Below are 17,275 nucleotides of genomic sequence, written 5' to 3' on the forward strand. Positions count from 1 at the left end.
TCATCATCCGGCTGCTGCCGCCGGAGGGCTCCTCCGCGGGGGCGGGGGCCGGGGCAGGAGCGGGAGGCGGCGCGGCCTCTTCCCCGTCGTCACTGAGGCCAAGTCCTTTCAGCAGCTCCTTGGCCAGCCTGACGGTGATGACATTCATGAACTCGCTCTCCAGCGCATCCTCAATCTTCAAGGCGAACCGCACCACTACCAGGGTGTCCTCTCCCTTGGGCAGGTGATTTTCCTTAAAGGCCTGGAGGTCTTCCAGCTCAAAGGGCTTGGGGGTGGAGATGTCCACCGGAAAGCCCAGAAAATCGCTCATAGCCGTGGCCGCCGCGCCCATCATCTGGTTCATGACCTCGCACACGGCGCTAATAGTCAGATCATTGAGCTCGAACTCCTCCTCCGGCGTCTCCGAGCCCATCAGGATATCGACAATGACCTTGATGTCCCGGCGGCGCAGCAGCATGATGTTGCTTCCCTCCAGGCCCTCCACATATTTGATTTCAACGCCCATGGCGGGCTCCAGGTTGCCGATGGTAAACTCGTCCGTGGGTACCACTGTCACCTTGGGCGTGGTGATGTCAACCCGGTGGTCCAGCAAATTGGAAACCGCTGTCGCAGAGGAGCCAAGGCTGATATTCATCATTTCGCCGAGGGCGTCGATATCCATCGGACTGAATAACTCTTTCTCCATACCGTCTATTCGCTCCTTTGCTCGGCCGGATAGCATACGTCATCTATCTTCACAGCCATATTTTTCTTATGGGTTCCCATGCGGCCTGTAAACCATTGGTAGCCGCCAATCTCCAGATAAATGGGGGAGTCTTTGGAGTATCCCAGGTCTATGACGTCTCCCACATTCAAATGATAAATATCGCTGAGATACAGCTGCGTGTTCGCCATCTCCGCCACAACCTCCAGAGTGGAGTCCTGCAGGCTGTCAAAGATTTCATCCGATTTGTCTTCAACCGCCACTTTCCGCACGGGGTTCTCCCGGCTGATCTCCGCAAAGACGGCCATCAGCATATCTCCCGGAAAGCAGATACTCATGCGGCCCGACAGATTGGTGAACTGCATCTTCAGATCCACAATCACCACGGTCTCGTCTACACCCAGCAGCTGGCTCAGCGTGGGGTTGGCGTCCGTGTGGTTATAGGTAAATCGAATGGGAACATAATTCTCCCAGCTGACGCCCAATACAGAGATAATGTCCTGCACCAGATCCTCATACAGTCTGAGCTCCAACTCCGTGTAACTGTACTCTGAATCCAGGTCGTCGTCCACCGAACCCTCGCCGCCCATCAGGCGGTCCATCATACTCAGAGCCGTTGCGGTGGAGAGGTAGAACATCACCGGCTGCTCCTGCGGGGCGTCCTTGATATCCACATCCGCCAATGCCAGCACGTCTCCCTCGGTCAAAGCGTTGGAGAACTCGTAGTAGTGCTGTTCCTCCACACTCTCCACCGTGATCTCGCAGCTCGCCCGGAGACGGGCATTCAGGCGGGAACCGATTACCCGAGAGTAGTTCTCAAAGATGCCGTTCAACATCTTGATCCGGTCCTTGGTGAACTTCCGCGGACTGGCAAAGTCGTATTTGGCGTATTTTTTCTCCTGCTCGGCAGGCGACTTTTTCAAATCCTTCTCGCCGCTGCGGACAGAATTCAGCAAAGCGTCTATTTGAGCTTGTGATAATACATCTGCCATAAGTCCCCCTGCCTGTGCTTGCTCCGCGGCAAAGCGCCGCGGACGGATTTACTGGGTCGTTGTGTAGGTCGTTGTATAATAGGTGGTCACGCCCTCGGCCTCCATCTGGAGGTCCCGGCCGCTGATAATCATCTCCACCCGGCGGTTCTGGGCCCGACCCTCGGCGGTGTCGTTGGTGGCCACCGGCCGCCACTGGCCGATACCCTCGCTGATGAGCTTCACCGGCGAGATGATGCTGTGCTCCTGAATGAAAATGACCACGTTGGTGGCTCGCTCACTGGACAGTGACCGATCTGTCTGCACTCGGTTGGGTCTCTTGGGATTGCCCTGGGCGGTATGCCCCAAAACCCGCACCTCACTGATGGAGTTGGACGCGGTGTCCAGCATGCCGCTGACCGCCTCCAGTACCGGCGTGGCCTCCGGCCGCAGATAGGAGCTCTCTCCGTCAAAGAACACGGTATCTCCAAAGGAGATGTAAATCTTTCCCCCGTCCTTAGAGGCAGTGATGGTGCTCTGCTGATCCGTCTGCTGGATATAGGCCTGAATGGCCTGGAACAGCTCCTCAATGTCCTCGTCGATCTCTGCCTGCGCCTCCATGACGCCGCCTTCATCGGCGTCGGCACTGGGGCCCTCGCCGCCCTCCGGCGTCTCTGTCGTGGTCTGCTTTGCCATGGGGTTAAAGCTCATGACCAGAGCCTCCCACTTGGCCGAGTCGATGGTGGACATGGAATAAAGCAGCACAAAGAAGCACAGCAGCAGCGTCACCATGTCGCCGTATGTATCCATCCAGTTGGCGCCGCCTCCGCCGCCGCTTTTTTTCTTTAGGGCCACTGCTTCTCACCTCTCCTCAAGTCTGTCTCACTCTCCGCCGCCCTTGCTCTCGCCCATCTCACGCTCACGCTGAGCCATGTAGGTCAAAAGGCGCTCTTTTAGGGCCTTGGGGTTCTCGCCGGCCTGAATGGCCATAACGCCCTCCACAATGATCTGCTTGCAGAGGACCTCCTCCTCGTCCCGGCCGCGCAGCAGCTGGGCCACAGGGCCGAAGACCATGTGGGCCATGATGCAGCCGTACAGCGTGGTAATCAGGGCGGTACCCATGGCGCCGCCCAGGTCGCCTGCGCCGCCTTCCACGTCCATGGACTTGAGCATGTTAATCAGACCCACCAGCGTACCCACCATGCCGAAGGCCGGGGCCACGCTGGATGCCTTGTCGTACATAGCCGCCGCGTCCTCATGGCGGGCGTTCATACACTCGATGTCATTCTCCAGAATGGCCCGCACCTTATCCTGGTCGTTGGCGTCCACGATCAGCATGATGGCCTGCTTGAAAAACGGATCCGTCTGCTCGTTGGCCTTCTCCTCCAGGGACAGCAGGCCGTTCTTACGGGCGATCTGCGCCAGCTCCACCAACTGCTCAATGTACTGCACGGGGTCGAAGACCTTGGTCTTCAGGATAATCCCGAAGTGCTTGGGCATGGCCTTCAGCATAGAGCCGGGGAAGCTGGCCGCCACAATGAACAGCGTACACCCGATGACGATCAGAATACTGGCCGCGTCGAAGAAGTTCCAGAGGTTGGCAATGTTGACCGAAAAGCTGAACTCCGGGTACACCGTCAGCGAGGTAATACAGCCGAACAGGAACACCGCCAAGGCGCCCACCAAACCAATGATATAGTTGATATTCATGTCATGGTACACCCTTTCGCCCGGAGGGTCAAGCCCGGGCCGCAAATTTTCTATCTATTCAACGCTTGTCCGTCACCGAGATTTCCCGGTGAATATCCTGGACCTTGGCGTTGTAGACGGCGATTTTATCGATGATCTCCTCCACACTTTCGCGGACGAGGTAATAATCGTGGTTCATCATGGTAATTTTGGACTCAGGAATGCATTCGATGTGCTCGATCTGTAAATGGTTCACCAGAAATTTCTCGTGGTTTCTTTTTGTCAGAAGGATCATAGCATACCGTCCTTTCCGGCGTGTCCGCCGGGGCGCCTCACGCGCCCCGGCCGGCCGCGTTGTCAAATCTCAGGTCCGGGGATTATCGCTTCATGTTGACCAGTTCCTCCAGCATGGAGTCGGTCACGGTGATGATACGGGTGTTGGCCTGATAGCCGCGCTGGGTGGTGATAAGCTCAGAGATCTCGGTGGCCAGGTCCACGTTAGGGGCCTCCAGGAAACCCACCATCAGCGAGGTGGAACCGCCGCTGTTGAGGCGGGACTCCTCAGGCAGGTCGCTCTCGCTGGCCGGGTCGCCCTGGTTGCCATCGTTCTCATCGCGGTACAGGCTCTGGATGCTGCCGTTGACATACTTCATGCCCTTGACCACGTTGCCCTCGGCGTCATAGGTCATAACCTCCTTGGCCGCGCCGCCCAGCATGGTGACGCTCAGGTCGCCGGAGCCGGCGCTGGCGTTGTAGTAGGAGTTGCCGATGTGGCTGACGCCGTTGGGGTTGGTCACATTGCCAATGGCGATATAGCCGATGACGATATCCTCTTTGGTGTTCTTGGTCCTGGCGGTGATGCAGCCCGTTCCTGCGTCAATGGTAATGTTGTCGATGCTGGCGGGGGGGAGGGGCTCTGTGGTAGTGGTGGCGGTTCCGTCGGCGCCGGTTCCGGTGACCGTCTTTTCCGCGTCCTTAATCTTAATGCCTGCGATGCCTCCGTCCGCACCCGCCTCCTTTAAGCATTGGGGCCAGCGGACCACATTGCGGTACTCCCACTTCACGCCCTCCGCGTAATCCTCCCCGTTTTGGTTCGGTATGCCGTCGGCGTCCAGGTCCTTAATCTCAAGGCCAGTCTCGATATCTACCGGCACATTCTCCATGCGGGGCGCCCGCAGGGGAACCAGCTGGTCGCTGATGATGGGCTCGCCGCTCTCCTCATCGATGCCCACGCACAAAAAGCCATACACGCAGCCCTGGTTGCCGTCCACGAAATAGCCCTGGGCATCCTGGTGAAAATCGCCCACCCGGCTCAGGTTCAGGCTCTTAAAGCTGTTGGGGTTGGTGGGGTCGATAATCTGCGCCACATCCTTGTCGCCCACCAGGAAAAAACCGTCGCCCGAGATGGCCACATCCGTGGGGTTGCCGGGGTTGTAGGTGGAAGAGGACATATCCAGGTCGATGCTGGCCACCATGGAGCCGTAGCCCAACTGGGAGGGGTTCTTGCCGCCCACCACCTGGGTGCCGTCGCTGCCGCTGCGGTACATGCTGTACACGCTGTCCCGGAACACGGTGCGCTGGGTTTTGTAACCCTGGGTGTTGACGTTTGCCACATTGTTGCCGATGACGCTCAGCTTCTGCATGTGCGCCTTCAGGCCGCCAATGGATGCGTACATTGATCCAGTCATAGGAAAAAATAGTCTCCTTTCGATTTCTGGCGCCGTCCGCGCCCCGTCAGTCGGGCGGGGCGCGAAGGCCTCCGAAAAACCGGTCCTGCCTTCTGTAAAATTTACAGGAACACGGCGCCGTCAATGTTGGTAAACACGCTGTCTTTCATCTCATCCTGTGTAATAGCCGTGATGACTTTTGCGTGGGGCACGTTGATGATAAACGCTTTTTCGGCGTCCATGGCCAGGATGTTGGTCGCGCCCTTGGCCTGGGCCCGCACCATGCTACCCCGGATCTGATCCATCAGACTGGGGGTAATCTCGATGCCCCGCTCCTCAGCTCGGGTCATCGCGTGCTTGGAAAACGCCACGTCCTGGGCCGGAGCGGTCCTTTGCAGCTCCTGCTGCAGCATCCCGCCGAAGCCGCCGCCCTGCATGGCCCGCTGGGCCGCCGCGGATACTGGCTGTTGGACCGCGCCCTGTCTCAATACCCGTTCGATCATCTCATATCACGCCCCCTGGTCATCAGGAGAGCCGTCTCCGCCGTTATAGTCTGAGCCGTTCCCGTCGGGCTTCTGGGTCTGTTCAGGCTTCTTCGTTTCGTCGGGCGTTTCATCAGGCTTCTCGGTCTCGCCGGGTTTCTCCGTATCCTCGACCTTGTCGTCGTCCTCCTCTTCCTTCTTGGGAGGCAGCTTGCCCACGGCCAGGATCTCGCTCATCTGGTAGTACTCGTTGTTGTCGACAAAAATCACCTGGCTGCCGTTCATGGTGCCCGTACCGGTGACCTGGCCATAGCTCTCCTGGAGGTTGCCCTCGGAGTCGTACTTTCCCACGGTGACGTACTGTTCCACCAGAGACGCCGCGTAGCTCATAACGGAGGCGTCGGTCAGCGTGGCGATGGTCTCTACCATCTGCATCTGGATCATCTGATTCAGCATGTCGGAGGTGTCCACCGTCTCGTCAATGCCCTGGTTGGTGAGCTGTGTGATCATCAGCATGATAAAGTCGGTCATATCCAGGTTCAGGTTGTCGCCCTTCTTCTGGATCTTGATGTTTTTATTGGCTACCGCGCTGCTGCCATAGATGCTGCTGAGATCACCCGATGAAAAATCTGCCATTGTCTCACTTCCTTTCCGGTGTGTCTCTTACTCCCCGTCCCCGGGGACCAAACCCAGGCGCAGCTGGTGGAGGAAATCCTCACCGCTCCGCTGTTCCTGGCGGCGCTCCTGCTGCCCATGCTCCTGCTGTCCGCGGCCCTGCCGGCCGTCGTCATAGAAATTCTGCTGCTGGCTCTCCTGCTGGCGGGGAACCTCCACCTGGACCTCCTGCCGCGCGTCTCTGCCCAGCATGGCCATCAGGTTGTCGGCGCTCCGCTCCAGAAGGCCGCGGGTCTGGCTGCTCTCTGCGTGAAGTGCTACGTGCAGCGTCCCGTCCTCCCGGAGGGTCACCTCCACGGTCACCTTGCCCAGGCTCTCGGGGGCCAGCTGAATCTCTACACGGGTGTCTCCGGCGTCCAGCGCCTCGGCCAGCTTGGGCGCGATCTGGTCCTCCACAGGGGTCTCCTCCGCCACAGGGGCCTCGCCCACCTTCACGGGGATCTCCCGCACGTCCCGGAACACCGGGGCCTCGGCCATCCCCTCCTCAGGGGTATCCTGATCGCCGGTCTCCTGCCCGGCTCCGCTGGTCTCGCCGGTGGTCGCCTTGACCTCCAGCTCCATGCCGGTATCCTCCGCAGTCTGGGGCTGCGCCTCCACGGGCTTCGCCTGCTCCTGGGGCAGCTGTTCCACGGCCTCCTCCGCGCCCTCCTCGGGCACGATCTCCGCCGCCTCAGCCGTTACGGGGGCAGCTGTCACCGGGACATCCGCTGTCTCTGTAACGATCTCCACATTGGATACATCCGCCACTGCAGTCTCCGCCATCTCCTCCGGCGCTGTCACCTGCTCCACCGGAACCACCGGGTTCTGCATCACCGCCATGGCCGCCAGGGCCATCTGGTTTTCCAGCTCCTTAGGGTCCTCTGCCGCCGTGATCTGGCCCTCCCCGGTCTGGGGCTGATCCTGCACCGCAGTCTCCGTCTTGGTCCCGGTCTCGCCGCTTTGTCCGGCGGCCTGCTTCATCTGGCTTTGGAAGCTGTCCTTTTCCTGAGACTGGGCAGGTTTGGACGGCTGGCGCTCCGGCATGGCCGGCATCATGTTCAGCATGCTGTTGTATACCTGATCCATCTCTCTTTCACCTCCTTCCGAATATCATATGTATATTCCAAACGGCGGTTTTATGCGCCGCATTGGACCCATAACCCCGGAGCGGAGCGCTCCGGACGCCCCGTCAGGCGTTGGCGGCGTTGATCCGCATGGTGCTGACGAACTCCTCGATAAAAGCCTCTTCGCTCTTCGCCTCCGCCTTGTGATAGGCGTCCAGCTTCTTCTCCTTCAGCTTTTCAATAGAGGAGGTATCCTTCTTGGCCTCCACTACCCTTTCCCGCTTCTTCTCCTCTTCCGCCCGCAGCTCCTCCAGCCGTTGGGTCTGACGCTGGATCTCCTGCTCCGCAGCCCGCAGGCCGTTCTGGTACATCAGCGCCTCGGTGAGAACCAGTCCCTCCTCCGCCCGGCGGCGGTATTCGGCGTTGTACTCCCGGTACTCCTGCCAGAGGTCTTCCAGCAGTGTCTCCTGCTCCCGCACCGCGGCCAGGGCCAGGGCGTGTTCGCCCTGGAGTGCCTCCAGCACCTGCTGCTTGTAGGAGAGGACCGTGTCCAGAGAGAATTTAAACTTCTTCAACCGGTTTCAGCCTCTTTTCTCTTGATTGGTAAAATCTATTTCAATATGGCCCGCATCCTGGCGACGCACTGGTCATAGCTGAACGCCTCGTTGACATCCTGGGTCAAAAACTCGTTGACTGCGTCAATTTTCGACAACGCATAGTCAAGGTTGCGGTTGGTCCCCGGCTTATAGGCGCCGATGGCCACCAGATCCGCGTTCTTCTCATACACGCTCATAATATCCCGAATCCGGGAGGCCAGCTTCCGGTGCTCCGGATCCACGATCTCCACCATCAGACGGGAGATGCTGGCGCTGACGTCGATGGCCGGGTAGTGGTTGCCGTTAGCCAGAGCCCGGGAGAGGACGATGTGCCCGTCCAGGATACCCCGGACCGTGTCGGCGATGGGTTCGTTGGTATCGTCGCCCTCCACCAGTACAGTATATACGCCGGTGATGGAGCCCTTGTCAAAATTGCCGCTTCGCTCCAGGAGCTTGGGCATCTCCGCGTACATGGAGGGGGTGTAACCTCTGGAAACCGGCGGTTCGCCAATGGCAAGGCCGATCTCACGCTGGGCCATGGCGAACCGGGTCAGGGAGTCCATCATCAGGAGCACGTCGTACCCCTGGTCCCGAAAGTACTCTGCAATGCCCGTGGCCACGCTGGGACATTTCATCCGCAGCATGGCGGGCTGGTCGCTGGTGGCCACCACCAGCACGGAGCGGCGCATTCCCTCCTCGCCCAGGTCCTTCTGGACGAATTCCAAAACTTCCCGTCCCCGCTCGCCCACCAGGGCGATGACGTTGATGTCGGCTTTCACATTTTTAGCAATCATACCCATCAGCGTGGACTTGCCCACGCCGGAGCCGGCAAAAATGCCGATTCTCTGGCCCTTGCCGATGGTAATCATGCCGTCTATGGCTTTTACGCCAAACTCCATGCGCTCCCGAATAGGGGGACGCTGGAGGGGGTTGACATAGGAGCCGCTGACGCAGTAGGGATCGCCGCCGTCAAAGGGCGCCTTGCCGTCGATGGGCTGGCCCATGGCGTTGATGATGCGGCCCCGGAGAAACTCTCCTACCCGCAGCGTCAGCTGCCGTCCGGTGTTTCGGACAAAGTTTCCGGCGGAGATGCCGTTCATGTCCGAGTAGGGCATCAGCAGGATGTGGTCATTCTTGAAGCCCACCACCTCCGCAGTAACCTGCCCGCCGGAGTCGCCGTTGTAGATCCGGCAGATGTCTCCCACGGCCGCGTGGCCGCCGGAGGCCTCGATGGACATGCCCACAATATTCTCGATCTTTCCTGTCAGGCTGTACGTTTCCGCGTTATAGACCTGGCGGATCATCTGTCGGAACATGGAACCCTCCGCCTAAATTCAGATTGGTGTCCATCCCGCCGGTAGGCGTGTCGGACAGCATCGTTCGGATGTTGTTCAGCTGGGTGGCCGCACTGGCGTCAATGATCTCGTCCGGCATCTCAATGACGCAGGTGCCGGCTTCGTCGTCCGCCATGGGGATGATGCGCACCCGCCCGGACAGGGCGGACAGCGCCGACATCAGGGACTGCGGGATCTTCACCAGCTGTTTGGCGTCACATTCGGCGATATAGATGTGAACCCACTCCCGCCGCTTGCGCTTGTCGATAGCGGTCTGAATCATCCGGCAGATAACCTCGGAACTGCTCTTCAGGCTGACGCTCACAACTTTTTCAGCGATGGCCAGAGCCAGGTCCCGCAGCTCCTCCACATTGTCGTCCATCTGGCGGTCCAGCGCCTGACCAGCCCGCTCCAGAAACTGAGCCACCTCAGCCTCCTGGGCCTGGGCCTGGTGCTCCCGGGCCTCGCGGCCCTCCTCCAGAGCCTGCTGGACGCCCAAGGCAACGCCCTCGGCCCGCCCGGCCTCCAAGCCCGCCCGGCGGCTCTCCTCCAGGATAACCGCAGACTGCTCCTGGGCCTCCCGCCGGGCCGTCTCCAGGATCTCCGCCGCCCGCTGCTCCGCATCCCGCAGAATTTGATCCGCCTGAATCTGGGCGTAGCTGACGGGGTCCTGGGCAGGCTGGGACCCTTTTGCCGCGGACTCCGCCACAGGGACTGTTTCCGTCTCCGGCTCCGCTTCCGCTGAAACTCCGGCTGGCGGCGGCTCTGGAGCGGTCTCCGGCTCTGCAGTCACCAGCTCCCCAGCGTCCGGAAAGCGGTAGGGCTCTGCCTTTGGGCGAGATATGAATTTCCAAACACTAGGCAATGATATCGTCCTTTCCGCCCTTCAGGATAATGATCTCTCCCTTTTCCTCCAAACCGCGGATGATTCCCACAATTCTCTGCTGGGCCTCCTCTACGTCCTTCATGCGGACATTGGAGGTGATCTCCAAGTCGTCCTTGATATTCTGCGCCATACGGCTGGACATGTTGGTAAACAGCTTGTTGGCCACCTCGGCGTTGGCCGCCTTGAGGGCCAGCACCAGGTCTCTGGGGTCGCAGTCCCGCACAAAGCGCTGGACAGACCGGTCGTCCATGGTGATGATATCCTCGAACACGAACATCCGCTTGCGGATCTCGTCGGCCAGCTCCTGGTCGTAATCGGACAGCCCGTCGAAGATGTTTTTCTCGCTGGTGCGGTCCAGGTTGTTCATGACGCTGGCCACATAGTCTACGCCGCCCACCTTGATATTGGAGGTGACCATGATATTGTCGAACTGGCCGCGCAACTGGCTTTCAATGATCTTCACGGCGGTGGGGGACACACCCTCCAGCTTCGCCATGCTCTTGACCACCTGCACCTGCCGGCTCTCGTCTAGGCTGGCCAGCACGTCCGCTGCCTTGTCCGGGTCCACGTGGGCCAGTACCAGGGCGATGGTCTGGGGCCGCTCATTGCGCAGGGTGGACACCATGGATTTCACATCCACTTTATCCATAAAGGAGAAAGGCCGGTGCTTCAGGGACTTGGTGACCTTGCCCAGCATCTCCTCTGCCGCCTGAGGTCCGTAGGCCTTCTCCAGGACCGCTCTGGCGTATTCCAGACCGCCCTCGGTGACCGCCTTATTGCTCAGGCACATCATGTAGAACTCGTTGAGAATCTCCTCGGTAATCTCCGAGTCTAGGATTCCCATCCGGGCCACCTCAAGAGTCAGCTGCTCGACTTCCTCAGGCTCCATAAACCGGTACAGGAGGGACGCCTTCTCCGCGCCCAGGGCGACAACCACTGCCGCGGCCTTCTGTGCGCTGGTGAGCTCCACCTTGGGCTTTTGCTTCTGCTTCGCGGCGGGTTTCGCCTGCGCTGCCGTTGCCGCCTCAGCCATCGTCGTCCCCTCCTCTCAGCCAGTTCCGGACCATCTGCGCCGCAATCTCCGGGTTCTCGCTGGCGAACTGCCGGATGTCCTTGCGCAGCTGCATACTCTGTTCGGTCTGAATCTCCATCACATCGGCGCCGTTGTCGTCGGTGGCCTGGCCGCCCAGGCCCACCGCCGCCAGCAGGGCGTCCACCTCGCTGGCCTGCGCCTCCGCTTCCTGGGCCTCCAGTCTCTTCCGGCGCCGCCGGCGGGCCAGCAGAATCACCACCAGCAGGATGATAAACAGCAACAGTCCGCCTGCCGCCGCGATCAGTACCCACAGGGGGATGCCGGCGATCTCTATATCCAAGATGCCGGGAACCGGCGCGGGAGGCTCTTCCCGGAAGAAGGGATAGGAGATGACGGAGATGCGCCCGTCCAGGATCTCCAGGCCGCTTTCCTCGTCCACCTCGCCGTAGATGCCCGCCGCCCGGGCCACATGCTGCTGCCACGCCGCCGTGTCTACGTTGCCGGCGGTAGTGGAGTTGATGCTCACCGCCACCGAGCAGTCCTTCAAATAGCCGGCGGTGGTGACGATGTGCTTTTCACTGCGGGAGTTGTCGTAGTCAATCTGTCCGCTGGCGTCCGCCGCGGACTCCGTCCCGTCCAGGTTGGGGGTGTTCTCCACGTACTGGGAGAAATCCTGGTTGGGGATGTTGGAGTTCGACTCCGTGCCCACTACACCGCCGACGGTTTCGTCGCCGTCCCGGTTGTAGGACCACTGGTAGATCAAAGATCCGATGATGCCCCGGCCGTTGGTCTCGCCGTTCTGGGCGTACTCCGGCAGGTATACGTCCACCCGGTTCTCGGTGACGTTGCCCACCTCTACCACGCAGTTGACGGCCACGTCCACATTCTCCTCGCCGAAGGCGGGCGCCAGCACCTGCATGACCTGGGTGCGGATCTTGTTGGACTGCTCCTCCTCCAGCTGCATTTTCAGGGCGGAGGCGTCGCTGTCGGCGGTGAGGCTTCCGCCGCTGTATGTATTTCCGTAGTCGTCCGTGATGCTGACCCGGCTGATCTCCAGCCCCTGAAGGGAGTTGCTCACAAACTCCCGGATGGCCGCAGCCTGCTGGGTGGTGAGCTTTTTGCCGTCCCGCATGGACACCTTCACAGCGGCGGTTGCGTTGACCACGTTGCCGCTGTCCAGGATATAGCCCCGGTCCTCGCCGGGCGTCAGGCTGACAACGGCGTCCTGCACATTCTCAAAGCTGCGAATGGTCGCCCGCAGCTTCTCCTCCAGGTCCATCAAAATGGCGGTGTTCCGCTCCTGGTTGGTGGAGAGGGCACTGAGATTGTCAAAATACTTCGTCTGGCCGGACTGGAACACGTTCTCCATCAGCACCCGGGCCTGCAGCTGGCTCTGCTGGCTCTCCAGCACCAGGATCGTGTCTCCGTTCTCCACTTTGTAATCCCGGACTCCCCAGGCCTCCAGGAGCTGCAGCACACTGGACATCTCATCCATGCTCACATTGGTGACCAGCGTGGAGTACGGCTTGTTGTTCAGAACGATTACCAGGATAACGGCGAGAACCACCAGCGCCGCAGCGGCCGCGATGTAGATCTTCTTGGAGATCTTTTTCAGCCGCTCCCAGACCTTGCCCCAAATGGCCTTGGCCTTATCAACTACCTTGTTCAAACGCCGTCACCTCCTTCTCCCGTCTTGTTTCTTTCATCTCTCCAAAACTCCGTGCCGTGAAGATCCCGCTCAGAATCCGCCGGCAAATACTCAAGCACGACAAATAGGGGGAGGCCTTCCCCCTATTTGTTTCACATCAGAGACTGATCCTCGTCAGCTCGGAGTAGGCATCCAGCGCCTTGTTCCGCAGCTGGATCAAAAGGTCCAGCGCGATGGACTCTTTCTCGGCGGCAATGGTTTCCGCGGCAGGGTTATCCAGCTGTCCCGTAGACAGCAGGTATTGGGCCTCCCGCACCTCCAGATCGGCCTGCTTCACATTGTCGATGGCAGACTGGAACACTGCCCCAAACAGGCTCTGGTCCCCCCGGACCGCTTCCACCGGCTTGGCGCTCTTGACTCCGGAAATCGGCGCCAGCTGTTCAATGGGTGTAATCATAGCTCAATTCCTCCCCGCGCTTACTTGCCGATCTCCAGTCCCTGGGCGATCACAGTTTTTAAGGTATTAAAGGCCGTCACGTTAGAGGCGTAGGCCTGGGCGGCCGCCATGGCGTCCGTCATCTCCTTGACCATGTCTACGTTGGGCATCTCCACATATCCCTCCTCGTTGGCGTCGGGGTGGGTGGGATCGTAGACCAGGGGCAGATCAGAGGGGTCCTCCACAATGTTCGTCACCCGCACGCCGCCGGCTGTGGTCTTCCCGCTGGCGGGGGCCAGGCCGTAGGCCGCCCGGGCCATGGCGGCCCGGAAGCCGTCCTTCCCCGTCTCGGCCTCAAACACCACCACCTTGCGGCGGTATGGGCCCTCTCCGTTCTCCACCCGGGTGGTGGTGGAGTTGGTCACATTTTCCGCAATAACATCCAGCCGCAGCTGCTGGGCCGTCAGTCCGGAACCCACGATGTTCATGGTGCTTAAAAAACCCATAATGCTCTCCATTTCCCGCCGGATGGCAGCCCGGCGCGCAGTCAGCTCAGTTCTACCTCGCAAAACTTTCCTGAAATATTCCTAAAATTCATCCCCGGACCGCCGCGTGCAGCAGCTTTAGATCGCTGTTGATGGCGTTAAGCACGTAGCGCATCTGATAGGCGTTGCGCATGGCCTCCACGCTCTGGGCAGTGACGTTGACGCCGTTCTCGTCCATGCGGGTGGAATCCAGGTGCTCGGTCACAGCGAACTCCGACTCCTCCAGCACCTGCCGCACGGTCTGCCGGGGCTTTATGCCCGAGCGGGCCGTCTCCAGCTTGGACTGGATCGTCTCCTCAAAGGTGACCACCTTGGCTTTGTAATTGGGCGTCTCGGCGTTTGCAATGTTGTCCAGAATGGCCGCCTGCTTCGTCCACAAAAAGCCCAGGGACTTCTCCATCAATAAAAAGGAATTGGTCGACAGAAAATCCAATTTAACCCCTCCCAAAAACGATAAAAACAATGAAAAAGATTATAGTGTGCCATCTCGCGGTTGATTTGAACTTCTACCGCATGGTACACTATAACAGTACTTTTTCAAAATAATAATTGCCACCCCCGCTGGAATTCCTCATGTGCCGCCGCCCCCGGAGAAACCCGCGGCGGGAAGAGGCTCATGCGCAGAACAATTTTTCCTTGTCTATTATAGCGCGGACTATCTGGAAAATGCAAGAGGTTTTTCCGCATTTCCACCTTCCATATTTTTGATTTTCAAAAAAATGAACATATTATAATTCTGTTTTCGATTCATTATCATTCCGTTTTTTTGGAATTTTCACAAAAAAATCCGTTTTTAAAGTGGATTTTCGTGACGCTTTTTTTGCCTATTCGTTTTTTTGTATACTCTTCCATATATTCCTTTTTCTGCGGTATGCCTTTCGGCAAAAACGTCAGTTTGGCGAATCACGTTTAATATTTGACATAAATCGAGAACCGGCTCTTTAATTTTTCACCCTTTTCACAATACAACTGCTTGCCAGTTTCTATTTCTTATGGTAAGATGGGCGTGGAATTTTATCCTTCCCCAACGTCCACTGGCAGCGAGTACCATGTTTAAATTTAAGGATGTGACTCTGCACATATGAAACAGACCCGAAAAGAAAAGATTTTAATTGTAGACGACTCTGAGCTGAACCGGGCGATCCTCGCCGATATGCTGGGAGAGGAATATGACATTGTAGAGGCAGAAAACGGCCTGGAGGGCGTTGGTATCCTCCAGAAGATGGGCACAGATCTCTCTCTGGTCCTGCTGGACATCGTCATGCCGGAGATGGACGGCTTCGGCATGCTGGACATCATGCACCAGAACCACTGGATCGACGACATCCCCGTCATCATGATCTCCGCCGAGAGCGGCTCCAGCCACATCGAGCGGGCCTATGAGCTGGGAGTCACAGACTTCATCGCCCGTCCCTTTGACGCGCTGATCGTCCACCGCCGGGTGGTGAACACCATTCTGCTCTACGCCAAGCAGAAAAAGCTGGTGGGCATGGTGGCAGACCAGATCTATGAGAAGGAGCGCCAGGGCAACCTGATGATCGACATTCTCAGCCACATCGTGGAGTTCCGCAACGGCGAGAGCGGCCTCCACGTGCTCCATGTCCGCACCCTGACGGAGCTGCTGCTGCACAGACTCTCTCAGAAGACGGACCGCTACAGCCTCACCCCCGCGGAGATCAGCATCATCACCACCGCCTCCTCCCTTCACGATATCGGCAAGATTGCCATTGACGAAAACATCCTCAACAAGCCCGGCAGGCTGACGGATGAGGAGTTCGCCGTGATGAAGACCCACACCACCGTGGGTGCGGATATGCTGGAAAATCTCCCCATCCACCAGCACGACCCCCTGGTGAAGGTGGCCTACCAGATCTGCCGCTGGCACCACGAGCGCTACGACGGCCGGGGCTATCCTGACGGACTGAAGGGAGACGACATCCCCATCTCCGCCCAGGTGGTTGCTCTGGCGGACGTGTACGACGCCCTTACCAGCGTGCGCGTATACAAGCCGCCCTTCCCCCATGACGAGGCCGTTCAGATGATCCTGGACGGCAAGTGCGGCACTTTCAATCCCCTGCTGCTGGAGTGTCTCCAGGAAAACTCTGAAATCATCCGCTCCGGCCTTGCCGGCAGCGACTCACAGACTCAGCGGGACCAGCGGGAGATGCGGAATATCTCCCAGGAGATGCACCGTTATGAGGAGCTCACCGCCTCGGAGCGCACGCTCCAGCTGCTGGAACACGAGCGGATGAAATACAGTTTCTTCGCCGCCATGACCCAGGAGATTCAGTTCGAATACACTGCCTCCCCCGCCATGGTGACCATCTCCGCCTGGGGTGCGGAGAAACTGGGCCTGGGGGAGACCGTTATGGACCCGCTCCACAACGACGACGTTCTGTCTCTGATGGCCCCGGAGTGGACCCAGGGCCTGTCCAACGCCCTGCACAGCACCTGTCCGGATCAGCCGGTGGTGACCTACGACTGCCAGCTGAACCTGAACGGCGAAATACGCTGGTTCCGGATTGTGGCCCGGGCCACCTGGTCCGCCGACGAGCCTGCCCGTTACATGGGCGCCATCGGCAAGGCCATCGACATCCACGACTCCCGGATGAAGCTCCACGCCCTGGAGCAGATGGCCTCTCACGACACCCTCACTGGCCTTTTGAACCACGCCTACGCCAAAAAGCGCATATTGGAGCGGATCGAAAGCCGGCCCACCGGCAGCTTTGCCCTGGCCATTTTCGATCTGGACCACTTTAAGTCCGCCAACGACACCTATGGGCACTCCTTCGGCGACCATGTTCTGACCTATGTGGCGGAGAAGCTGCGCCAGAGCATCCGCGACGGCGACATTGCCGCCCGGGTGGGCGGGGACGAGTTCCTCATCTTCCTCGAACACAAGGGGGACGTGGAGCCGGTGGTGTCCCGGATCTTTGAAGCCCTCTGCGGTACATACGAAGATTTCACCATTTCCGTCAGCATGGGCATTGCCCCGACATCCACGGCGGGCTGCGACTATGAAACCCTGTTTCACGCGGCGGATCAGGCCCTGTACACCGTAAAGCGCGGCGGCCGGGGACAGTACCGTTTTTATGACGAATCTATGAAACAGACGCTCTCCGCCATCTCCCCCATTGACAGCGGCGGCGGGGCGGACACCGCTTCGGCGGATCAGAAAGGAGAAGGGCAGACATGACATTGCAGGAATGCTACGCCGCCATGGGCGGCAACTATGAGGAAGTCCTCGGGCGCCTTCGCAGCGACCGCCTGATCCAGAAATTTGTGCTGAAATTCATGGACGACGGCAGCTACCAGCTGCTGCTGGATTCCATGGCCTCCCAAAACTATGAAGACGCCTTCCGGGCCGCCCACACCATCAAGGGCGTGTGCCAAAATCTGGGCCTCACCCGGCTGCTGAACTCCAGCGGCCAGCTCAGTGAGGCCCTGCGCCACGGCTATACTCCGGAGGCGGACAGTCTCGCGGAGCAGGTGGGCCGGGACTATCAGGACACCGTCGGTGCCATCCGGGCCTTCCAGGCGTCCGCCGGAATATGATGCAAAGCAGCGTCA

19 protein-coding genes are annotated in these 17,275 nt (G+C 59.4%); 2 read left to right on the plus strand and 17 right to left on the minus strand.

Features of this window, described 5'->3' with window-relative positions:
• The 17 genes from QZ326_RS00005 to QZ326_RS00085 all read right to left on the minus strand — a co-directional run.
• The coding region (locus QZ326_RS00005; protein WP_295739785.1) for a chemotaxis protein CheC at positions 1–685 on the minus strand (685 nt) is incomplete at its 3' end.
• A gap of 5 nt (positions 686–690) precedes the next feature.
• A complete protein-coding gene (locus QZ326_RS00010) occupies positions 691–1,695 on the minus strand; it encodes a flagellar motor switch protein FliM (protein ID WP_295739788.1) in 1,005 nt (334 codons plus the stop codon).
• A 48-nt stretch (positions 1,696–1,743) separates the two neighbouring features.
• The gene (locus QZ326_RS00015; protein WP_295739791.1) at positions 1,744–2,526 is read right to left on the minus strand and encodes a flagellar motor protein MotB; all 783 of its coding nucleotides are present in this window, start codon (positions 2,524–2,526) and stop codon (positions 1,744–1,746) included.
• A gap of 27 nt (positions 2,527–2,553) precedes the next feature.
• Complete coding sequence (locus tag QZ326_RS00020) at positions 2,554–3,381, minus strand: motility protein A (RefSeq protein ID WP_295739792.1); 828 nt, start codon at positions 3,379–3,381, stop codon at positions 2,554–2,556.
• Between the two features lie 58 nt (positions 3,382–3,439).
• A complete protein-coding gene (locus tag QZ326_RS00025) occupies positions 3,440–3,655 on the minus strand; it encodes a flagellar FlbD family protein (protein ID WP_016322654.1) in 216 nt (71 codons plus the stop codon).
• Positions 3,656–3,737: 82 nt separating this feature from the next.
• Positions 3,738–5,048, minus strand: coding sequence for a flagellar hook-basal body complex protein (locus QZ326_RS00030; RefSeq protein ID WP_295739797.1), 1,311 nt, complete (start codon positions 5,046–5,048; stop codon positions 3,738–3,740).
• Positions 5,049–5,149: 101 nt separating this feature from the next.
• Positions 5,150–5,530 carry a TIGR02530 family flagellar biosynthesis protein gene (locus QZ326_RS00035; RefSeq protein WP_295739800.1) on the minus strand — a complete coding sequence of 127 codons (381 nt, stop codon included), beginning with the start codon at positions 5,528–5,530 and terminating at the stop codon, positions 5,150–5,152.
• A gap of 6 nt (positions 5,531–5,536) precedes the next feature.
• A complete protein-coding gene (locus QZ326_RS00040; protein ID WP_295739802.1) occupies positions 5,537–6,145 on the minus strand; it encodes a flagellar hook capping FlgD N-terminal domain-containing protein in 609 nt (202 codons plus the stop codon).
• Between the two features lie 27 nt (positions 6,146–6,172).
• Positions 6,173–7,249, minus strand: coding sequence for a flagellar hook-length control protein FliK (locus QZ326_RS00045; protein ID WP_295739804.1), 1,077 nt, complete (start codon positions 7,247–7,249; stop codon positions 6,173–6,175).
• Positions 7,250–7,352: 103 nt separating this feature from the next.
• Positions 7,353–7,802 carry a flagellar export protein FliJ gene (gene fliJ, locus QZ326_RS00050; RefSeq protein ID WP_295739806.1) on the minus strand — a complete coding sequence of 150 codons (450 nt, stop codon included), beginning with the start codon at positions 7,800–7,802 and terminating at the stop codon, positions 7,353–7,355.
• A 35-nt stretch (positions 7,803–7,837) separates the two neighbouring features.
• Positions 7,838–9,139, minus strand: a complete 1,302-nt coding sequence (fliI, locus tag QZ326_RS00055; RefSeq protein WP_295739809.1) for a flagellar protein export ATPase FliI — start codon at positions 9,137–9,139, stop codon at positions 7,838–7,840.
• Complete coding sequence (locus QZ326_RS00060; protein ID WP_295739812.1) at positions 9,108–10,022, minus strand: FliH/SctL family protein; 915 nt, start codon at positions 10,020–10,022, stop codon at positions 9,108–9,110. Before QZ326_RS00060 ends, fliI begins: the two co-directional genes overlap by 32 nt.
• Positions 10,015–11,076 carry a flagellar motor switch protein FliG gene (gene fliG / locus QZ326_RS00065; RefSeq protein ID WP_295739814.1) on the minus strand — a complete coding sequence of 354 codons (1,062 nt, stop codon included), beginning with the start codon at positions 11,074–11,076 and terminating at the stop codon, positions 10,015–10,017. The genes QZ326_RS00060 and fliG overlap by 8 nt, the downstream gene beginning before the upstream one ends.
• Positions 11,069–12,745, minus strand: a complete 1,677-nt coding sequence (locus QZ326_RS00070; RefSeq protein WP_295739816.1) for a flagellar M-ring protein FliF C-terminal domain-containing protein — start codon at positions 12,743–12,745, stop codon at positions 11,069–11,071. The genes fliG and QZ326_RS00070 overlap by 8 nt, the downstream gene beginning before the upstream one ends.
• Positions 12,746–12,881: 136 nt before the next feature.
• A complete protein-coding gene (locus tag QZ326_RS00075) occupies positions 12,882–13,181 on the minus strand; it encodes a flagellar hook-basal body complex protein FliE (protein ID WP_295739817.1) in 300 nt (99 codons plus the stop codon).
• 20 nt (positions 13,182–13,201) lie between these two features.
• Entirely contained in the window at positions 13,202–13,666 is a 465-nt protein-coding gene (flgC, locus tag QZ326_RS00080; RefSeq protein ID WP_295739819.1) for a flagellar basal body rod protein FlgC, read from the minus strand.
• An 88-nt stretch (positions 13,667–13,754) separates the two neighbouring features.
• Positions 13,755–14,138, minus strand: a complete 384-nt coding sequence (locus QZ326_RS00085; protein ID WP_295739822.1) for a flagellar biosynthesis protein FlgB — start codon at positions 14,136–14,138, stop codon at positions 13,755–13,757.
• A gap of 648 nt (positions 14,139–14,786) precedes the next feature.
• On the opposite strand from QZ326_RS00085, the gene QZ326_RS00090 reads away from it, so the two are divergent.
• Positions 14,787–16,901, plus strand: a complete 2,115-nt coding sequence (locus QZ326_RS00090) for a diguanylate cyclase (RefSeq protein ID WP_295739825.1) — start codon at positions 14,787–14,789, stop codon at positions 16,899–16,901.
• On the plus strand, positions 16,898–17,260 hold the full coding sequence (locus tag QZ326_RS00095; protein ID WP_295739828.1) for an Hpt domain-containing protein: 363 nt from the start codon (positions 16,898–16,900) through the stop codon (positions 17,258–17,260). The genes QZ326_RS00090 and QZ326_RS00095 overlap by 4 nt, the downstream gene beginning before the upstream one ends.
• Positions 17,261–17,275 lie beyond the last annotated feature (15 nt).

Origin of the sequence: uncultured Oscillibacter sp. (genome assembly GCF_910587525.1) — a bacterium.
In the GTDB taxonomy this organism is placed as follows: Bacteria; Bacillota; Clostridia; order Oscillospirales; family Oscillospiraceae; genus Oscillibacter.